Genomic DNA, 20,819 nt, shown 5'->3' on the forward strand with positions numbered 1-20,819 from the left:
TTTTGCTTATCAAAAATCTTAATTTATAATGCCTGCAGCCAACCAGAAAAATAAGAAATCGAGATTGATTCATCAGGAATATAACAATTCCAGATAATCATGTCCACGATCATCATATCCTGTGTGATTTATGATTCTACTTTTCATATCATTCCATAGGTTTTCACACCACGAACTTTCGTGGAAATTTTTGATTATAGATTGTAAAGAAAGAGGCAGAAATTCTTCTTCAGTTTCTTTTTCTATTAGATCCAAGATTTCTTTTGCTTCCTCTCTCATATCAGGATGCAGCAGGCACAGCTCGAACAGATATCTTTTACAATATACCGTATAGTATGAGCATTCAGAACCAATTTCCCGGCTGTTATCCTCTTTTTTATCAATATAAGGAATATGAGAGAAATTGTAAAGCCTTATGTTTCTGTCTAAAATATTATGGCTTTTTATCTCTTCCTGCCATGCTGAAAAAATACTTCTGGCTATTTTGGCCTTATAGAAAAATGATGTATAGTCTGAGCACAAAAACTTTGTTATAACGTGAAGATTATAGGTGTCGAAACTTTCTCTTTTTCTTTCCCATATACTGCAAATTTTTTCCTGTTCATTCTTGCATTCAACGGAATCACTGAAATCTAAAAGAAATAAATCTCCGTAGTGAAAAGGATAGTTTCCTGTCTGATGGTAATCCTGGATAACTTCCTGTATGTATTTTTTAATATTTGGCGGAAGAGGTTTGTCGCTGTAGCTTTTGAGAATTTCAAATATTTCGTGAACCTGAACTTTTTGCCAGTTTACCAACAAACAGTTTTTAATATCCTGATGACCTGAAAACTGATAAAGAGGGAAAAGCCATTCGGGATTTTCATCCATCCATTTATTGTTGGTAAGGACTTTGTCACAAAAAGATCTTTTATCTTCATCAGATTTACTTTCCTCAAATGCGAACATTACAATTTCGGGAATCAGCTTATCCCAACTGTCGTGACAGATAATAGTTTGTAAGATACTTTCTCTTATCTCATCATCAAAATCGGATAAATCATAATCTATAAGACCGTCTTCATCTGAATAATCTTTGTTAAACAAAAACCTGTCAATAAATAACTGAAGATATTTTTCGTTTTTTGTTTTATTGATAAGCTCCGCAAGAAGTCTCTCTTTTGCATCTTTAAGATTTGAGGTAAAAACAGTTTCTGCAAATTTTTCTACAATTTCATTGTCTGCATATTCTACAGCAGGAATTACAAAATTGAGGTTCAGCAAATGTGCGTCGGATTGTATCAGAATGGTATTTGCAAGTTTGTTTACCAATTCCTGATTGGCTGATCCACGCATCACTGTTTTGACGATAGAACTGTTAAGCTCTATGACTCTTTCGTGGGACAGGATTTTATCATACAGAAGATCTAACAGCTGTTCACTCGGTATAAAACAGTGAAAAAAGCAGAAATGGTCAAACTCCTGATGCTGAAATGAGGATTTTTCCACGTGTTTTTCGAGATATTCACTTATATAATGATGTATGAGTTCTTTACCTATTTGATTGTATTTCTCTTTATAATATTCTACAAATTGTAGCCACTCTTCTTCTTTATCTATCGTAAAATGGATATATTCCTCGTGGTAGCATTTCAGTATTTTCAGAGTATGCTCTTTTAGCTCATCACCTGATAATTCCGCATTCTTTAAAAGTTCCCGTATAATATCATCCCATAAAAAGATATTCATGTCGTATAACGGTTCCAGATAGGGGAGAAATTCATTTTTATATTTTTGCACAAAACTTCTATCATTAATAATCTTATCCATTAACACCATCTCATCCAACCACAAGTTCTCCTTTATGATAAGTTTTACTAATTGAAGTCTGATAAATTCGCCGTAATTCTCCCATTGAGGGAATTTTATTTTTGTCAGACCTTCTTCTATAAAAATATCATGGTTAAAGTGTACCCATTCTTCATCCGGAAGATATATATGTCCGGAACCACGATGATCCTTTACAGAAATATATTTCCATACTGTATCAAGTGCCTGATTTCCTGAAAGGGTACTGTTTGAAAAATTTTCGCTTATGGTTTTATCTCCCTGAAAATAATCTGCGAAATATAAAAGGGTTTTATAGTTAATGGGTTGCCTGTATTCATTGTAAATAAAGGCAGCATAATATAGTGCTTTGGCAAGCCCTTTATAATGCTCATTTTCAGCCAATTTTTTTATGTCACTTTTGATAATGGCTCTGAAAACCGTTAAAGGTTCTTTCATATCCTGCTTGGACTCGTGTTCCGAATTCTGAATATTAGCAATAATGAATAATAATAAGAAAAGTGAAAATGTATGCTCTGTCTGATTTTCCAACAAACTATCGGCGGATGCTCTCCATTCAGGATAATTTTCAATAATTTTTTCAATTATATGTTTGTTCTCTTCTGCTGTGAGATTAAAAACAGCATCCTGATCACTCATATAATCAAAATATACTTGTTCTGCGGTCTTTCTGTCGCCGATGCAGATTCTAATATTGGGAATGTCAGTAGTAATTTCTAAAAGAGTTCGAGCAAATTGAGTATCATCACCAACATTCCTGTACCAGTCCTCAATAATTAAAAGATAATTTTCAGCTGAATTATTCTGAATGGTTTTAATGCCTTTTTCTACAAATTCCTTTAATGCACCCTTGTTCAGCCAAAGGACGTTGAATGACTTATCTTTATATAAATCCAGAGCCAGTCTTCGCAGCAATGTGGACTTGCCACTTCCACCATTACCCAAGACTACCGCAGAAACTTTAAAATCCCGCTCGCTTTTAAAACTGCCTTCTATTGTTTCCTTTAAATCTTGATATACATTCCGTTCAACATCTAACTTTTTTAAAACTCCTGTCCACTGGCAATTTCCACTTTGACGGGCTGTGTAGAAGTCTAATTTGGAGAATGGTTTCTCAGGTTCCAACATGAGTACAAAATTATCATCAATGATTGTTGCTCCGGATATATCAGAATTTAAAGATGTATGAGGCAAAGGAGTCGTTATTTCTTCTACAGATTGTGTAAATTCTTCAACTGTTGGATGTCCGTTCAAATTTATAGAAGACTCTCCCTTTTCAAAATTTCTCCACCCATAATATCCCAAACTTACACAGAGGAAATCCAAAGTTTTTGGATGTACATTTTTATCGGGATTTGCAATGAAGTCCTCAATTGTTCTTTTATCCAGTACCAAAGCAAGTGGGTTGTTATTCTCTCCATCACTCTTTATTAATGATAAAAGTGGGGAGTCTTTTAGATAAAAATCCTCACATTCTTCATTAAAAATTGCAATAAAATCCCCATAACTATCACTTATGCTTTGATGCAATGAATTTCTCTGTGAAAATCTATCTTCTAACTCTTTTGCAAGATCACTCTTTGATTTGTATTGTAATGGAGGTTTCATGTCGTCATTCGGTTTACACAAATGTATCATTTTTTGTGGAAATATTGTGTCATAAAAAACATTGACATAACGTCATAAAATACTTATAGTCAATGAAATAAACAAAATTAAATTATGAATACCAATTATGAATTAACTTCCGAGATGAAAAATGATCTACTTGCAAAGGATACTTACGCCTATGATGTAGAGCAAATTGACTGGAATCTTTTTATCTTCTATTACCCTAAAGGAAAAAGAAAAAAGGAGTTACGCAATGTATTGCTTTGGGATCGCACCTTCGAGATTGAGTCGTATAAAAAACTTCAGTACGGCTTATATCTGATCACTGACAGCTGTGGAGACCTGTTGATGGATACAAGAATTATGTGCAATATAACCATTGGGAGTTTTGTATCCTATGAAGAAATCTCTCCTAATGTCTATTTATGCCAAATGGAAATGGACTACTCAGGAAAAAGAAGATTTACGCTTTACCATACAGAATACACTGACAAAAAGAAGGAATATATTTTAGATGGTTTCGATCAAGAGATTCTACTTTTTGACAGGTATGAAAAACTATCAGAGACTTTTTACCTGCTGTATGATGAGGAAAATACATTGTTGTATAATATTGTTTATGACTGGAGAGTTTGTATCGAAAAACATACTGAAATAGCGAAAGATGTATATTGGATTGAAACGAATCATAAAGGGTGCGGATTGGTAACCGCAAAAGATATTGTCTGCTTCTCAAAAGAAGAATCTTTTGATTCTTATAAGTCTGCCGGACGTATCCTGATTATGAAAAAAAATTATTCTGGATTCTGTTTTTTAGATATCCATACCGGTAAAAAAAGTAATCTGTATTCCGGTGTTTTCGATTTTGAATTGTATGAAGAAAAAGAAGACAGTGTCATATTCACGTCTTTCAATGGTTCTGTCTGCGAGGTCTTTTACGACACTCTTGCATTTAAAGGATGGCGGTTTGCCTGATTATTTTAATCCTGATAGTTTATCAGGATTTTTTTATATGTCTTTTATGAACGTTCACATTTTGTAAAGAAAATGTCCGGATAATGCTCAGATTTTGTATCAATTCCCCTGAAAGCCCCTTGTACCTTTGCTACGGAAAAACAAATGAAATTTCTGAAAAAAATCTATTCTGGCTGATAAATTCTCGGAAGTCGCCCCCTAATAATGAGCTATTCCAGACTTCCTGTCAGCTTTTACCCGCCCCTTTTTTGGGGTGGGTTTCTAAAAAAAATTAATATTAAAAACACACAAAAATGGAAACAGCTTTTCAAAATCAAACCCACGAAAAAAAAGGTAACTTTTTATTTATCCTTGCCGGAAAGGAAAATACTTCAACCAGCATTAGCGAAAGGAGACGAATTACACTCATCGCTTATTTGAGTCTTTTCGCAACCATTTTCCACACTACAATTATAACTGCATTCATTCAGTTAACAATTGAGATACCCTTGGTTAGTGTAATTTCAGGATTTTTCACAGTATTTATAATACCTATGTTTAACCGATTCTCATTTTTATACGCAACCAGAAGCACACATAATAATTGGTTGGTGATATTATTATATGTCCTGATTTATGCCTCGTTAAGCTTTTTATTACCCGTTTTATTTGTTTCGCTCCAGCATGGGTATTTCCATTATGATATAGGCGAAATATTCTCTCCAATATCAGTTTTAGCTTTCTGTGCCGGATTTATTGTATCCCAGCTTCCCTTACTGGTCAATTATATGTTTGTGCGAAATTATATTAATGTTTTTGAGCTCGAAAATGACGAATTGCGTGAAGAGTTGAAGCAAAAAATCTTGGAAGTGAAACGAAGATATCTTGAATTATGCAGCCCTGTTTCCAACACTGAATCCGAAACTGTGCAAGACGATCCATTCGCTCCATTAAATACTTTATCCCAAGATGAAAAGCTGATTCACGAGCAGAAACTACAAGCGGTAAAACACGAATTAAATCTGTTGGAAACAGCTTTGGCAGAGCTTTTCTAAATCCATCTCTCAACATAATTTACAACTTATTAAAACATAAATAATGAAAATGAAACCACTTAATTACAACATAGAAACTACGCCTTTCAACACTGAAAAGCTAAAAAAACTTATCGAAAACATCGAAATTGAAATCAAACATCAATCCGAAGATTATGCCAGATTATCGGGATTACCTATCAAGGATAAAAAATGGTTCGGGACAAAGGATATCGCCACATACTTTCAGTTTCAACAGTTTGAAGTAGAGGAACAACTTTATCGGTTTTCGAGTCGGTTTTCAGCACGAATGCAAGAATATTTGCAGATTCAGGATAATCTCGTTGAGCTTATTAGTTGCTCGGACGACCCTGTTTTTCTGGAAATTCAAAAACGTAAATCCTGTGAGGAAATCGAACATCAAGAAGATAAAAATCCAGCAGATGCAACTTCTGATAAATACAATGAAATAGGAGAAGAAATTTTCCAACCTAACAATATTAGAATAACTCCTGTAGAAATTCCGCCTACACCTTCAAATCTTCCAGAGTATTTTAAAAACGAAACAGAATTGATGGATTATGCCGAAGCTTATGGAGTTCGACAGGCAAATTGTTATTTTCCAAGAGATGCTTCTGAGAAAAAATTGTCACTTCCTTGCTTAACAAAAAATCTGTTCAAAAGGATTTCAACAAATGAAAATATGTTGTCCGGAACTGGGAAAATGAAAATATTTTTTCTGATGTTTATCATTGCAGGTTCAAGTTTTGGGGAATATTTCATATACAAATCCATTCTTCAGAGTTTGTTTCATCTTCACAGTTGGGGAGCGGGGACTGCGTCATTATTTGTCCTGTCATTGTCAAAGCTGGTTTCGGTCATTTTGTATGGAACGGTAAAAAAGTTCATACAATCCGGCAACAGACTAAGCTGGAAAGAATTTAAAACATCAAGATTTTTTTATGCAATACTCACAGGCATTTTCATTTACACTTCTTGTCTCGGAGTCTTGTTTCACTTCCAGAATGAGCGAAAATCTAAAATACAGCAGTATCAAGTTTTGCAAATACAGCAGTTCAATGCCCGACAGGAAGCCGAAGCAGAGCAGGAATATAGTGGAGAAACAGCTCCTGTAAATTCTAATAATGATAATCTAAAACTAACCTCAAAAATGGAGCAGCTTGAAAATGAAATTTTTACTCAGGACACGCGTGTAATTATTTTACTGAAAGCAGGGACTACGGCAATAAGCTCCGGATTCCTTTTGATAGTTAACGCATTATTAATCAATGTTCTTTTACTGATGCTCAAAGAACGGTCGCTTCGGAAAAAACTTAAAGATGCCAAACAAAATATCATCTACCTCGAAAGCAGATTTTCAGCATATAAAAACCGCTTGTCAGGACTTCGCCAAAAGGCTTATCGCATATATAAATTAAAAGCAAAAAAAGAATTTCTAACCTCCATCTTGATCGAAAGTCAAGTTAAAGAGAGTGGGTTCAAACCGCTATACGACAGAAAATTTATCCCAAAAATTAAATAATAACAACCCCTTAAATTTCAAATATTATGAAAAAAACAATTTTAAATTTTATGACAACAATGATTGTTGCGATGATTGTATCTACTTGTTCCAAAGGAAAGGAGCAGGGCGGTGAACTCCGAAATGCATTGGTAGTTCTCCAAGACGAATCCAGCAGTGTTCAAAAAAATGATGACACACAAATTTCCACACAGAAATTATTTCTGAAAAAATACCTGAATCAGCATTTTAAAGCACAAACCGATATTTTAATTCTGAAAGTAAATTCATTCTCCGGTGCTTCTACAAATCACGAAGTAATCCCGTATAACCTCCCTATTACAGATAGCGAAACATATTCTGAAAGCGAAGAATTATTACAGGAGTCGGCTCAGCAACAGGAAGAATTCCAACAGAAAATAAAGATGGAAAAAAAACTCTTCAAAATTCTGTTTTCTGATAAAGTCCAGCCTTCTTCCCAAACTGCAATATTGGAAGTTTTGACGCAATTCGAAAGGCTGACAAAGCCGTATAATTCAGTAGAGATTATCTTTCTAAGCGATATGATGCAGGAAAGTTCTATGAGAAATTTTAGTAAAAATCTGCCAGAAGGAAAGCAACAAGCTGAAAACTTTGCGAATGAAGATTCTAAAAAATTGCAGATACATTTTTCTTTACCAGACAAAACTTTCCAAAAAGTACAGCGTATAACCGTATTAGTACCCTCTGGAAATGATTCTAAAATGGTTAATCTTCCACATTATTGGGAAAAATTATTCCAAAACTTCGGATTTCGAGACACCGTCGAGTGGAATAATAAGTAAAATTTTTTAGGGGAGGCAAAAATCCGACCTCCCTATTTCTTAATCATACAAAACAACAAAATGATAAATTTTAATTTTGAAAAAACCGAAGAACCCATTCAGCTTATTCAGGTTGATTCTATCACATTCTATGAATTGTTGAAGCAGGTTTACGAAAAGCTTCTCAACCATAAGAAATCAGAAAAAAAAGAATGGCTGACCCCAAAAGAAGCCATGAGCTTTTTAAATATAAAATCCAAAACCACACTGGCAAAGCTCCGGCAGACAGGAGCAATCTCGTATTCTCAGTTTGGTAAGAAGATTCTGTATCATTCGGAATCTATCCAAGAATACCTAAATGAAAACACTTTTGACAGATTTTAAGATTTTAACTTTTTCCAAAAAAAATTTACAAACTATTTAATATTTAATAAAATGAAAAAAACAGTAAAAAGCCCGATAATACAAACATTATCATTAGTAGAAAGTTACAATTTTTATATTGAAAACAAGATAAGACGAGAAGAGCTGATATCTAATTTTTCGAGATATAAACCATCTGTCCCGTTTAGTTCTCGCCTTAACGATTGGATAAGCGAATGGTATGAGAAACATAAGTCAATTTTCGAATTCGTGGATGACGATGATTTCAATTCCAAAGATATAAAGGAAACCCTCGACAGGTATGTGAAACTGTATAATGAAACAGGTAGAATACGGATTTGGACGGGAGGTAGTGAGCTTACGATCTTCGGATCGGCACAAATGAATCACCTATTCCGAGCGTGGCATGAGTTCACTCATATTATTCATCAATCAGGATTTGATTTTGCAGGGGAGTCAATTGTCGCTTCAATTCAAATTTCAGAGCTGCCTTCGGATTGGATTCTGGAAAAAGAGCTGATTATCATTGAAATTTTGGGGCAAAACCAGTATTATTCAAAACACAAAAGATTTCTTATCAATCAAAGGAAATACTGCGTTGATTATTTGAAGAATCCTGCATCAGCAATTCTTACTAAGCAAAGTTAAGAGTTCTAAATATAATTTTCTGAACCTGACACCCTCTGTGGCAAGTCCATTTTTCGGATATACTTTCAAAACACAGGGTTTTCTTAAAAACATTCTAAGCACCAATTCCGGTGTGATTTTACCCAAAAAGAAATGCCACGTTTTGTGGCATTTTTTATTAAATATTTCACAACATCAATTATTTATTCTTTCACAAATTTTTCAGTTCTGGCTCCTTTATCTGTGGTAATTTTTAAGATATACGTTCCTTTTACCAAATCTGAAACCCTGATATTTTTTTCTTTGCCCAATTTTAATTCCTGTCCGGACATATTATATATATGGACTGAGATTATTCTTTCATCCGTATTGATATTTAAAACATCTTTTACAGGATTCGGATAAATAGCCATCTTGTGATTACTTATTTGTTGTACAGCCAATGTTTCATCACTTAAAAGCTTCACTATCCAAGCATCAGCACCGCTACTTCCGTGATGTCCCACGATATCCCCATCGGTGGAATTGGATTCTCCGGCAATGATATAGCCTCCGTCTGCGGTTTGCTGAATAGAGTTCGCATAATCGTTTTTACTTCCACCCAGCGATTTCTGCCATTCTATATTTCCAGTATTGTTGAGTTTTACTATCCAGTAATCCCAATTGCTTTCAAAGCCGTGATGGCCGGTAATATCTCCGTCAGTAGAATTGGATCTTCCAGCTACGATATAACCACCGTCTGCTGTCTGCTGAATTGATTTGGCTTGATCGTCATAGCTTCCGCCAAGTGATTTTTGCCACTCGATATTTCCGGTACTGTTGAGCTTTACCACCCAATAGTCAGGATAAGTCGTAGTTCCGTGATGTCCGGTAACATCACCACTGTCTGTTGAAAAAGAATATCCTGCCACAATGTAACCTCCATCGGTTGTCTGCTGAACGGAATAGGCAGATTCATCAATGCTTCCGCCCAATGCTTTCTGCCATTCTATATTGCCGTTGCCGTTAAGTTTTACAACCCAATAATCATAACCACCGTGATTTCCACTCACATCACCATTATTGGATGAAGACCATCCCGCAACAATATACCCGCCGTCTGTAGTTTGCTGAACGGATTGGGCATAATCATTACCACTTCCACCCATTGATTTCTGCCATAATATGTTGCCAGCGTTGTCGAGTTTGACAATCCAATAATCGGTTCCTCCCTGATTTCCGGTTACATCGCCATTGGATGATTTGGAATATCCTGCAACGATATATCCGCCATCTGTAGTTTGACGAATGGCATTAGCTCTGTCGTCGGCAGTACCGCCGTACGATTTTTTCCATTCGATATTTCCGGTACTATCCAGCTTTACAATCCAATAATCATTACCTCCGTGATTATCCGTAACATCTCCATTTGATGAAAAAGAGTAGCCCGCAATAATGTAACCTCCATCTGTGGTCTGCTGAACGGAATACGCGATGTCAGTCGAACTTCCGCCAAGTGATTTCTGCCACTCAATAGTGCAGCTATTATTAAGTTTTACAATCCAATAATCATTTGTTCCGTGATTCCCGCTGACATCTCCATCTGTTGAATTGGAATAGCCAATCACTATGTAACCTCCGTCTGTGGTTTGCTGTGCAGAGGATGCAACATCAAAACTGTTGCCTCCAAGTGAATTCTGAAACTGAATGGCAGGAGCGTTTTGTGCTGTTGCGAGAAAAGAGGGTATGAGTGCTGATAGTAGAAATAGTTTTGTTTTCATATCTGAATATTTAATAAGGGTTTTAAGTTATTTATTTGTCAAATTTTATATTGCTGAATAACTTATGCATAATGTCATAATTTATTTTTTTGTAATCCAAAATGATATTTTCTTTTGGTTTCTCCTTTTTCAGTTGAATTTTATGTAACGCCAGTGGATGATAGAGCATTTGCTGATACAGGTAATGTGGTGTTTTGGTAAGGCAGAATCCGATTATAAACTCGCCTTCAGAATCAAAAAACATCATATTCTTGCTTGTCTCTGTATCCAGAATCATTGGATTAAGGTCTTTGCTTATCTGTTCCTGCATCATTTTTTTTGTCCGCTCTGCCTGTTCGTTGATGTCGGTTTCGGCCGGATTAAGCATTAGCTGATGCGTATAGGGTTTGTTTTCATATTTAAAACCATAAATGTAACCGGGTTCTCTTTGTAGCACAGTGAGGGTAACATTAGCGGTATCTACTACGGAAAAATGTTGTTCTTTGGTTTTGCTGAAAGGAATATTTTGCCCGAAAACCAATTGTAAACAGAACAGTATGCTGAAAAGGAATATTTTTTTCATATTTTTAATTTCTACCTTTCTCCATATTTTTTGTACTTATACAATGCTTCAATTGCTTCTTCTTTACCAGCATATTCATTAGCACCTACGCCCCAAGATACAGCCCATTTCCCACCATCTTTATCATAGTATTTATATAAATTCCCTGAAACGCCATCTCCATATTCCACATAATATTTATACGTTGTTGTACCTAAAATAGCCCCGCCTTCTTTTACGGTTTCAAATTTTACGACTTTAGGAATTGAGGTCGTGCTGCTTGATGAAGAACTGCTACCGGACGAAGAACTTCCCGAACCTCCGGACAAGAGTCTGTTGAAATCATCTTTTGTTATTTCTGACCTAATGAGTTTTCCGTTGTCATATTCCGCATACCATTCATTACTTACTAATCCACCCAAAGTCCAGTTCTTTACAGTAATTGCTCCGTGAGGTAACCCGTCTTTGAAATTTCCGTAATAGCGGAAACCTTTGGTATCCCGCATTTCGCCATTGCCATTAGGAGCCCCATTTTTAAATTCTCCTTCGTACCAAGAACCGTCTGTTCTTGTATATTTTCCTTTTCCGTGTGCTCGTCCGTTCAGTGTTTGTCCCGTGTAAGTGGTGTCGCTGTTATAACGCATATTGGTTACATTCTCAATCTTATCGCCGAGTAAGCAACTTGATACTTTTTCTCCTTTCGTATTGATGTAGGAAAACTCGTTTTCATTTCCTAATTGTACGAGGGCAAGTCCGTTTATGAAACGGTTTGCTACAAACATATCTATAGGAATTACTTCTTCTCCTTTGGTATTGATGAAGCCCCATTTTTTATTTCTTTTAACAGCAGCATGCCCTTCTGTAAAATTTTCTGCCTGGTCGTAGATGCAGGGAACTGCTAATTTTCCTGTTTTGTCAATAAAGCCAGCTTTTCCATCGGAATATACCATTGCCAATCCGTTATGAAAAGAATAAAGATAGTCATACTGAAAAGGAATAACCACTTTTCCGGTTTTATCTATCGCTCCTTTTTTTCCATTGGGACTTTCTCTCACGATAACCATTCCGTCAGAAAAATTGACATCAAACATATCGCCCGGATGATAATATTTCGGAGGAATTACAATATTGCCTTTTTTATCGATATAACCTGTCTTGCTATCTTTTTCTATACGAGCCATTCCGTTTGAAAATTCACCAACTTCATCAAATTTGCAAGGTATGACCAATTTGCCATTTGTGTCGATAAACCCATATTTACCATTAGTATCCTGAACTCTACACAAACCTTCCGAGAAAGAACCTTGAGTAGGATATGGGAGATTTTCAAATACTTTTTGCCCTTTTTTGTTGATGGTGTACGTTTTTCCGTCTGCTGCCTTTACGCGGGCAAAACCATTGTAGAAAGAGAAATAATCATACAAGAAATCAATGACAACATCTCCTTTAGTATTGATTGCACCCCATTTTCCGTTATCATTCTGAACCGGACACATTCCTTCTTTGAATGCTCCAGTTTTTTTAAATACCATTGGAATTACAAGAATACCCTTGCTGTTGATAAATCCTGTTTTTCCGGTGTTTCTGTCTTGTACGTCAAATAATGCGGTATTGTTTTCAGTATTTGTATTGGCAGCCGCAGTTTTTTTACCTGTAGTCGTTACAGTCTTTTTCATAGGTGCTTTTTTCTTTACCTGTCCGAAAGAAAATGCCGAAACTGTTATCAGCATTATTATAAATAATTTTGTCTTCATAATTTTATTTTTAAATTTCTCGTCAAACTTAAAACAAAAAACCACCTGAAAATCTGTGTTTTCAGGCAGTTTTGAGCGAGTTAACTATTGAGTTCGTGAAAAGGATGTTTTAATGAGTAAATTAAATCTGTTTCTAAAAAAATCTTTTTTTATCAGGATTATTAAAGCCTGAGAGAATGTGATAATTTAATATTGATTAATTTTTAATAGGACGAATACTATACCCAAAATACTCATTATCATAGGGGTAGTATCTATAATTTACTGGAACAGTTACTATACTTACTGTTTGATTAGAATTGTCAACTTTTAAAGCGTAGAAATATCCTTTTCTTATAGATCCATTATTTTCCTGATCTATTGAATGTAATGTTGAAGACAGATATATGGAATAGTTGTCTTTTCCACTATAAACTTTTGAAACAGAGTTTGTATAAGAACTATAATAGATATGACCGTTACCGGCATAAACATTCGAAAAGCCAGAGGTTTTGTTTATCTGTTCAAAGGCATTTGAACCGTAATAATTTATTAATTCTTCAAAATCCTGTTTTGTTGGTATTCTGTAGCCATCAGGAGCAATAGTTACATTAAGTACATTTTGAGGTGGATTAGTTTGTTCCAGAAAATATAATCCGCCTAATTGTTGAGCGTAGTTCTGATTATTATCATAATAGTTTAGATATCCAATAGAACCATATAGTGACTGCCCATTAATATCTCTCGTAACTCTTAAATTTTCTTTGAACCATTGCTGATTACCAATTACAACAGTATTATAAATATGACCGTCAATGTCAGTAACTGTTGGGTTATCCGGTAATGAAGAAATATTTTTCGTAAAAGTTACCATTGTTTTAGAACTGTATGCATCATTGATTGCTGCGGCAAGCGTAACAGAAGCTTCGGATATTTTAATTGTTTTCTCTGCGAGATCATACCAGTGCCAAAGACTGGCAAAACATTTTTTAAAACTTAACCTAAATTGTTCTCGTGTTTTTGTAATTCCGGCAACATTTTTATACATATTGTAAACAAGGTTTAGATATTTAGGGCTATTTCCGGCAGTATTAAAATCAGTGTAAAATTCTCTAGCTATGAATACTCCCATATCTTGTATCAGTTCCAAATAATCTTTATTTGTATAATATCCATATAGTTTTTCTTTTATATTTGGCTGTGACAAATAGGCTTGTGTTAGTTTCTTAATCAGCTCTTTAAATGGTTGTTTTTTGCTTCCATATCTAAAATCAAAAACGCCATCTATATTTTGTACTTCTGTCACTTTCATTTTAATACCCTCGTTCAAGCTGATAATAGGGTTAATAAAATCATTGTAACCAGCTTCCATAGCAACCTGACAAAGACGAAAAGTTTCTGTGTCGGAAAAATCAGCAAACGGTTTGTGAGGTTGTCCTATTCCCCAGACTTCTACTTCCAGCCTTTGTGCATCTTTGACATCTGCAGTCATTTCTTTGGTCTCACTCATCGTGATATAGTCAGGGTAGCTTCCCCCGAATAGATATGATTTAAGACTTTCTCCAAAAACCAATGTTTTATAACTGACAGGTTTAGATTTTAGCATAACAGCTTCTGTTGATGGATCTTCTCCTTGTTCGGATAATTCTATTGATATCTTATTGTATGGAACATTATTATTCAAGTAAACTTTATTAGCATAAATATCCACCGTTCGCATTCCTTTGTTTATCATTTTAAATTTAAAAACACCATTTATTTCAGAAATATGACTGTATTCCATATTGCTTTTCATTATCATATAATTTTCCATGACAGCCGAGTTTAAAAACTCTCCTATAACAAGTCTGTAAGATGGCAATTCTGTATAATTTACTGAAGGGCAGGCGGGAATTTTAGAAACCTCTGTAATTTTATCTATAACCTCATTTAAATAGGCATTATAAGAAGGCATTTTAATAATCTCCTTAGAAAGACCATCTTGCACATCTTTATAGGGGCTTGCAAACTGTGGGTAGCTTAATAGGGTTGCAATTGCTGTGGATTCTGCACTCAAATAAATTCCAGCAAATGTTTGCAGATATTCCATCGTCGGAAGAGTATTATATCCATATAGAATGGGAACGCCTATTTCATTTGTTAAAAAAATTAATTGATTGCCTCCCGTTGTTTTTACTTCCGGTGTGCAAGAATAAACAGTGCTTCCCGGTGTAATACCTTTGGAGGCAATCTTATATTCAGGATTGATGCTAAAATCTCCATCTGAAGATGAAATTTTATATACTTCAGGATTGGTAAGTGTTATTCCTTGTGGTAAGATTATATTAGCATTAACTTTTACAAGGTTCGATGATGAATTACCATTATCGTCTTCTGAACCCAGATCTTCTTTTCTGCAAGAGGTAAGAGATACCCCAATACATAGCAGAAAAAAAACAAATTTGAAATTTTTCATATCATTTTTTTCCTCAAATCTAAAAGTTAAATCAACCCGAAAATTGTATTTCTCAGGCAAACTTATACAATCATACTGTTCAATGAGTGAAATAAATGTTCTGATGAGTTAGTTGCAAAAATTATTTCAAATTTTATGATATATCAAAAGTGTACTTTTAATATTATCAAGATATAGGTTACTAATGGGAAGTTCAACTTTAGTGTTTTTCATTAAAAGGGACTCATCAAAACCAAATGTATTTCCAGAATTAAGATTAATAAATTCCTGTTTGTTTTTATGTAGTTCTATGATACCGCTTTTTACGTTTAGAACGATGTTTCGCTGATTAGTATTAAGTTTTTCGACAAATTTAGTATTTACAATATAGCATTTGTGGACTCTCAAAAAATCCGGAGGCAAGAGTTCTGCAAATTCTTTAAGACTTTTAGAAACTTCCGACTCAGACATATCTGTTTTTACAATGATGGTTTTATTGCTAACGGATTTCAAATAATAGATGTCATCCAAAGCGTAAAAATAATGCCCATCAATTTTCTTAATATCCAATATCCTATTTTCTGTAATATGCTGATTTTTAAATTTTTCAATTGCTAAAAAGAGTTCATCCGGATCAACAGGCTTTTCCAGAAAATAGAGATAATCATTGTTGGTAGATTCTTTTCCGTATTTGGTATGAGCGGTGGTCATAATGATTTTCGGAAGCCTGTGAAAAAATTGCCTGATGTCATTAATAAGGTCATAGCCTTTCTTTTCGCCAAGTTCCACGTCAAGAAAAATTAAAGCGGGTTTTTTCTCTGCAATCAGTTTTTTACCCTCGCTGTATGTTCCGGCTTCTCCAATATTGATAAGGAACGGATAGTTGGAAAGTTCGTTTTTCAGGGTCTGCTTTGCGGAAGGGTTGTCTTCAATAATAACGTAAGTAAAATTCATCTCGTGTTTAGTTTTTGGATAAAGTGGTATTGTTGAGTTGATAGTCATAATGGATCGGAACGGAAACATTGACCGTAGTTCCGTCCGGTCTGTCGGAAATCTCAAAAAGGGCTTTGTTTTTATTTTTTTCATTCAGAAGTTTGAAGAGGTTAGCGTAGGTGCTGATTCCGATTCCGGTATCCTTTTCCGGAGAATTTTTTCGTCCGGTTCCGTTGTCTTCCACTGAAATGAATAGCTGATTTTCTTTTTCCAAAATTCTGATGTCAATTTTCCCTCCGCTTTCTTTCGGCTTGATTCCGTGCTTAATGGAATTTTCAACCAGATTTTTCAAAAGCAGTCTCGGAATCTGAATGTTTTCGGTTGTTGCCTGATTGTCAATATGGTATTCCAAAGGGAAATGCAGCGTGTTTTTTTCGAGATTGAGGTAGATTTCTATTTGCTCCAGCTGATTTTCCAGACTTTCCGTAACAGAGGAGTTGGAAAGTGAGGATTTCAGCAGGTTGGCAAGCTTCGCCATTTTGCGGTAGGTTTCAGGCGATGTTTCCTGAATTTCCGGAGCAAGGCTCAGCAGCAGATTTTTAAATTCGTGCGGGTCTAATTGCTTGTTGAGATTAGAAAGTTCCATTTGCTGAAGATTGTTCTGAAGTTCCAGAACGGTATTTTTCTGTTCGGCCTCTTTTCGCTTCTGGCGGTTTCTGTTCCAAAGAAATCCTCCTGCGGAAAGCAGTACCAAAAATCCGATTCCGCCGATAGCGAGGTTCCGGTTGGATCTTTCTTTTTCGAGTTCGAGCTGCTGGGTTTTGAGTTTAATATCTTTTTCCGCAGTGCGGTATTTTACATCAAGTTCCGTAAAATTTTTATTGTTCGCCTGATTGTTAATCGAATCGTTTAATTTTAAAAATGTTGTAAAATCATCTCCAAGTTCTTTATTATGCATCATAAGATAGGAGTGGATATAATCGCGGTACACGTTTCTTTTTGTGAGTACACCTTCTATATAATCCGACATTTCTCTTGCTTTTTTAAAATCTTCATACGCTTTCGGGTAGTTTTTTAAGGTCATATACAGTTGACCTCTGTTTTTTATATCGTCAGTCAGATAATAATTGTCGCCTAATTTTTTATCAAGTTCAATAGATTTATTAATATGGAGAAGGGCTTCCTCATATTTTTTCATTCCCAGCAATGCAGAAGATTGAGTCAGATGATAATAAGATAAGGCATCATCGGTAGTGGCGGTTAACTTTATGGAATCGGAATATTTTTTTGCAAGTTCGTATTTGTTAATTGAATAATAAAAATCTGAAATGTTCCCGTATGTTGCCCAGATAAATCTCGGATTTTTCGTTTGTTTTAAATAATAAATGGTTTTTTTGTAATAAAATTCTGCTTTTTCTTTAACTCCCAGCTGGTCATAATTAATGGCGATATTTCCGTGAACTGTTCCTTTTGTTTCAACATCCTTTATTTTGTTGATAATGGAAAACAATATTTTATTAGAGCCGAGAAAATCTCCTTTGAATTGAAGTTTGGACGCTTTTGAAACCAGATTGATGTACAGCTGTTTATCGTATTTTCCCTTTTTTGCCAGCTCTATCGCCTTATCTTCGAATATCATAGAAGAATCTATTTTATTGGCACTCTGATAAACGAGGGATTTATTATGCATCGTAACACTTGCCGAAGCATATAGTTTTAGTTTTATGCGGAGGTCAAGGCTTTTATCCAGATTTTGCAATGCTTTATCATACTCTCTTTTTTTAAGATAATAATTTCCCCAACTGTGGAATACCATTGCTTTGAGAGTATCGTTTATTTTAAAATCATTTTTCTTTTCAATTGATTTTAAAACATCCGCAGCTTTGCCGTTTTCGGCATTGTTCAGAGAATCGAATTTATTGAAGTATGGTCTGTATATATTCTCAATTTCGCTTTTTTGAGCTATTAAAGCATTAGAAAATGCAAACAAAAAGCAGGTAAGTAGATATTTTTTCATATATAAATTTTAAAAACTCTGCCCCGAAAAACTCTTAAAACTAAAAGCGTGGGACATTTGCCATAGCTTGCCGTTGAGGTGGTCGAATACCTTGCACACAAGTATGTAAAGCCCACGCAGGAGGTGAGCGTTATCCATACTTTCTTGTGTGCCATTATGAATTTTCGACCTTTCAACCGGCAAGAAAATAGAAACAACCGCTAATTAGTTATATTCTAAAATCGTTAAAAATTTTTTGTCTTATAAAGACGGGATAAAAGTAATAAAAATGTAGCAGAGTAGGGTGTTTTTGGAATTAAATATTGTCTTAATTCCCTCTTAATCTCAATTTTATCGTTTAAATCTAACATGTAAACATATTAGATGTATATAATCACTCATTGAAAGTGTACGATCACACATTATAACATTGATATCCATAGTATTATCAAAAAATCTTCAAATTTTCAGATATTGTTTTTCAAAATCAGATTGTTTTATTTTTTGCATTCTATTTTATTATAGTTATAATTAAAGCTGTTGATTTAGAAATAAACGATTTATACAATGCTTCCAACTACTTTTCTTATTCTTCAAAGCCTTTTAAGTACTATTTTGTCTATTGCACTTATTATGCTGATAAACAATTTTTTCTTTAAAAAACATAAGTTGTCCGTCATTAAATTGCTGCGAATTTCGTTTGTGAGTTTTTTTATTGTCTTATTATTTTGATCGATAAATATCATATTAGGCTGTATAGGTTTGTTGCTTATAACAATATTTATGTTTTGGAATATTCTAAAACCCGACTTCAAAAAAACAATATGTTTATCGCTAATCCGAATTATTACAATAGTGCTGATGAATGCCTGATTGTCATATCTTGCCAACTTTTTTTATTTTAATCATGTTATTTTAAAAGGTGCAGAAGCTGATTCAATCATTGTTGATAATACAAATAGCAGCTATATAAGTGACATATTATCAGAGAAACAAAACGCTCTAATATTATCGGGGGTGATTCCCTCTTCAGAGGATTTGGAAGAAGAATCAGAATGCTACAAAAGTAAAGAACCTTATATTTGCCCTGATTGAACGAATGTATGGTATTATGAAAATATGTATGATAAATTAGAAGAAATGACATATCAGTTTACCGGATGATCTGCAACCAACAGTTGTGAACAAATTAAAGGATATGATTTGGCACAATATTATGACTGTATAGATAAGCTGTCAAGAGCAATAAAAAATATTAACCTTTGCGACAATCATAAAAATCAGAAAAGAAAATCAGAATGTCAATTATCCATAAAGGAATAATTTCAATTTAACATATTGACAATCAGTATTTAGAGTGCACAATAATACTTGTGGTTGGTTGGAGTTTTGGCTTACAAATTAGCATATCTCGGATTTTTATCTTTATTGTGGTTGGTAAATTCAGAATATTGAAGGAAAAAATTCTACGGATAACTTGTCAGCAATTTTTTACATTTCCAGAATTATCCGTTCCCAATCTTTTTCAAGAATATAAGTTCTTGCTTTTTTGGACGGGTTTTCAATCTGAATAAAATTTTGTTCCAGCCATTTTTTGATGAGTCCGTTTGCACTCCTTGCATTGATGCCCAAATGGTCGGCGATTTCCTGCAAATTGACCTCCCTGCTCTTTTGAAATAAAGATAGTACCTGACGCTGTTGCGGACGAAGTTCACGGAGTTTCTCTGTTTGATAATGCGTGCTATTCACTTGTTCCAGTCCTGAACCTGTCGATTTTTGTTCTTCTTTATAATTGAACGCTTTTTCGCGTACTCTTTGAAATGCGATTGCCATCCCTTCCGTAAAATATTCCAAAAAGGGAGTCACATCCGCTTCCGGTCTTCCAAAATAATAATTGTGACTTTCCCCTATAGTTAAAGCATTATAATATCCCTGCAAATTTTTGGCATAATACTCTTCCAGCGAATAAATCCCTTTCATCCCGTAACCTGTTTTGTGAAGAATGAAAGTCGTTAACAGACGTGCAGTTCTTCCGTTTCCGTCGTAATAAGGATGAATGGTTGCAAACTGATAATGTGCCAGTGCTGCAATAATAGGTGCAGGAAGTTCCTGCATTTCAATCTGCTCATCAATCCACCCGGTTAAATCCTTCATTAATGATGCAACATCTTTTGCTTCAGGCGGCATATACACAATAGATCCTGAGCTTCCATCTTTTATGACGTTTTGACCTTCGCGATACGGGCTTTGCTTTCTTGCTCCTTTATATACCATTGAATGAATAGTTCTGATTAACTTCTCTGATATAGGTGCATCTTGTCTGAGTTGTTCTTCTACATATTCCAAAGCAAGGAAATAATTTCGGACTTCTTTTTCGTCACGTTCTCTTCCGGGAAACCCACCTTCCTGCCCTTTTGCGATTTTTTCCACTTCTTCCGGAGTTAAAGAATTTCCTTCAATCTGTGTGGAATAATGCGTGGTCATCAGTCTTGCTGTTTCTCTCAGTGAGGCAATTACTTTGCCTGTGATAGGCAGAATGTTGATTGCCTCCTTATGCCTTTCTATTTCCAGTAAGTTGCTGGCAATTGTCGGCGTAATTTGAAAATTAGGGTTGAATACCATTTTAGGAATTTGCATTTAAATTATTATACAACTAATAT

Annotated in this window: 14 protein-coding genes; 6 read left to right on the forward strand and 8 right to left on the reverse strand. The window is 34.8% G+C overall.

All coding sequences use genetic code 11. From position 1 onward, the window contains the following. Nucleotides 1-72: 72 nt before the first annotated feature. Nucleotides 73-3,435 carry a P-loop NTPase gene (locus tag OH806_RS00155; RefSeq protein ID WP_264741665.1) on the reverse strand — a complete coding sequence of 1,121 codons (3,363 nt, stop codon included), beginning with the start codon at nt 3,433-3,435 and terminating at the stop codon, nt 73-75. A 114-nt stretch (nt 3,436-3,549) separates the two neighbouring features. Here OH806_RS00155 and OH806_RS00160 point away from each other — a divergent pair, with 114 nt between their 5' ends. The 6 genes from OH806_RS00160 to OH806_RS00185 all read left to right on the forward strand — a co-directional run bounded on the left by OH806_RS00160 (nt 3,550) and on the right by OH806_RS00185 (nt 8,783). Further along, a complete protein-coding gene (locus tag OH806_RS00160; RefSeq protein ID WP_264741666.1) occupies nt 3,550-4,413 on the forward strand; it encodes a hypothetical protein in 864 nt (287 codons plus the stop codon). 293 nt (nt 4,414-4,706) lie between these two features. Further along, nucleotides 4,707-5,447 (forward strand): transforming acidic coiled-coil-containing protein, encoded by a 741-nt coding sequence (locus OH806_RS00165; protein ID WP_264741667.1) that lies wholly within the window; start codon nt 4,707-4,709, stop codon nt 5,445-5,447. 49 nt (nt 5,448-5,496) lie between these two features. After that, nucleotides 5,497-6,969 carry a hypothetical protein gene (locus OH806_RS00170; RefSeq protein ID WP_264741668.1) on the forward strand — a complete coding sequence of 491 codons (1,473 nt, stop codon included), beginning with the start codon at nt 5,497-5,499 and terminating at the stop codon, nt 6,967-6,969. A 26-nt stretch (nt 6,970-6,995) separates the two neighbouring features. Then, a complete protein-coding gene (locus OH806_RS00175) occupies nt 6,996-7,772 on the forward strand; it encodes a hypothetical protein (RefSeq protein WP_264741669.1) in 777 nt (258 codons plus the stop codon). Between the two features lie 60 nt (nt 7,773-7,832). Further along, the gene (locus OH806_RS00180; RefSeq protein WP_264741670.1) at nt 7,833-8,135 is read left to right on the forward strand and encodes a helix-turn-helix domain-containing protein; all 303 of its coding nucleotides are present in this window, start codon (nt 7,833-7,835) and stop codon (nt 8,133-8,135) included. Nucleotides 8,136-8,186: 51 nt separating this feature from the next. Beyond that, nucleotides 8,187-8,783, forward strand: coding sequence for a hypothetical protein (locus OH806_RS00185; protein ID WP_264741671.1), 597 nt, complete (start codon nt 8,187-8,189; stop codon nt 8,781-8,783). Nucleotides 8,784-8,965: 182 nt separating this feature from the next. Here OH806_RS00185 and OH806_RS00190 read toward each other — a convergent pair whose 3' ends face one another. The 7 genes from OH806_RS00190 to OH806_RS00220 form a co-directional block, all read right to left on the reverse strand. Then, entirely contained in the window at nt 8,966-10,522 is a 1,557-nt protein-coding gene (locus tag OH806_RS00190; protein ID WP_264741672.1) for a T9SS type A sorting domain-containing protein, read from the reverse strand. Between the two features lie 31 nt (nt 10,523-10,553). After that, nucleotides 10,554-11,084 (reverse strand): hypothetical protein, encoded by a 531-nt coding sequence (locus OH806_RS00195; RefSeq protein WP_264741673.1) that lies wholly within the window; start codon nt 11,082-11,084, stop codon nt 10,554-10,556. Between the two features lie 11 nt (nt 11,085-11,095). Next, nucleotides 11,096-12,817, reverse strand: coding sequence for a WG repeat-containing protein (locus tag OH806_RS00200; protein WP_264741674.1), 1,722 nt, complete (start codon nt 12,815-12,817; stop codon nt 11,096-11,098). Nucleotides 12,818-13,013: 196 nt separating this feature from the next. Continuing rightward, nucleotides 13,014-15,251: a fibrobacter succinogenes major paralogous domain-containing protein gene (locus OH806_RS00205; RefSeq protein ID WP_264741675.1), complete on the reverse strand. Its 2,238-nt coding sequence runs from the start codon at nt 15,249-15,251 to the stop codon at nt 13,014-13,016. A 126-nt stretch (nt 15,252-15,377) separates the two neighbouring features. After that, complete coding sequence (locus tag OH806_RS00210) at nt 15,378-16,184, reverse strand: LytR/AlgR family response regulator transcription factor (protein ID WP_264741676.1); 807 nt, start codon at nt 16,182-16,184, stop codon at nt 15,378-15,380. A 7-nt stretch (nt 16,185-16,191) separates the two neighbouring features. Then, nucleotides 16,192-18,180 carry a histidine kinase gene (locus OH806_RS00215; RefSeq protein WP_264741677.1) on the reverse strand — a complete coding sequence of 663 codons (1,989 nt, stop codon included), beginning with the start codon at nt 18,178-18,180 and terminating at the stop codon, nt 16,192-16,194. 1,470 nt (nt 18,181-19,650) lie between these two features. Further along, nucleotides 19,651-20,796 carry a Fic family protein gene (locus OH806_RS00220; protein ID WP_264741678.1) on the reverse strand — a complete coding sequence of 382 codons (1,146 nt, stop codon included), beginning with the start codon at nt 20,794-20,796 and terminating at the stop codon, nt 19,651-19,653. Nucleotides 20,797-20,819 lie beyond the last annotated feature (23 nt).

Source organism: Chryseobacterium oryctis (assembly GCF_025971925.1).
Classification (GTDB): Bacteria; Bacteroidota; Bacteroidia; order Flavobacteriales; family Weeksellaceae; genus Chryseobacterium; species Chryseobacterium oryctis.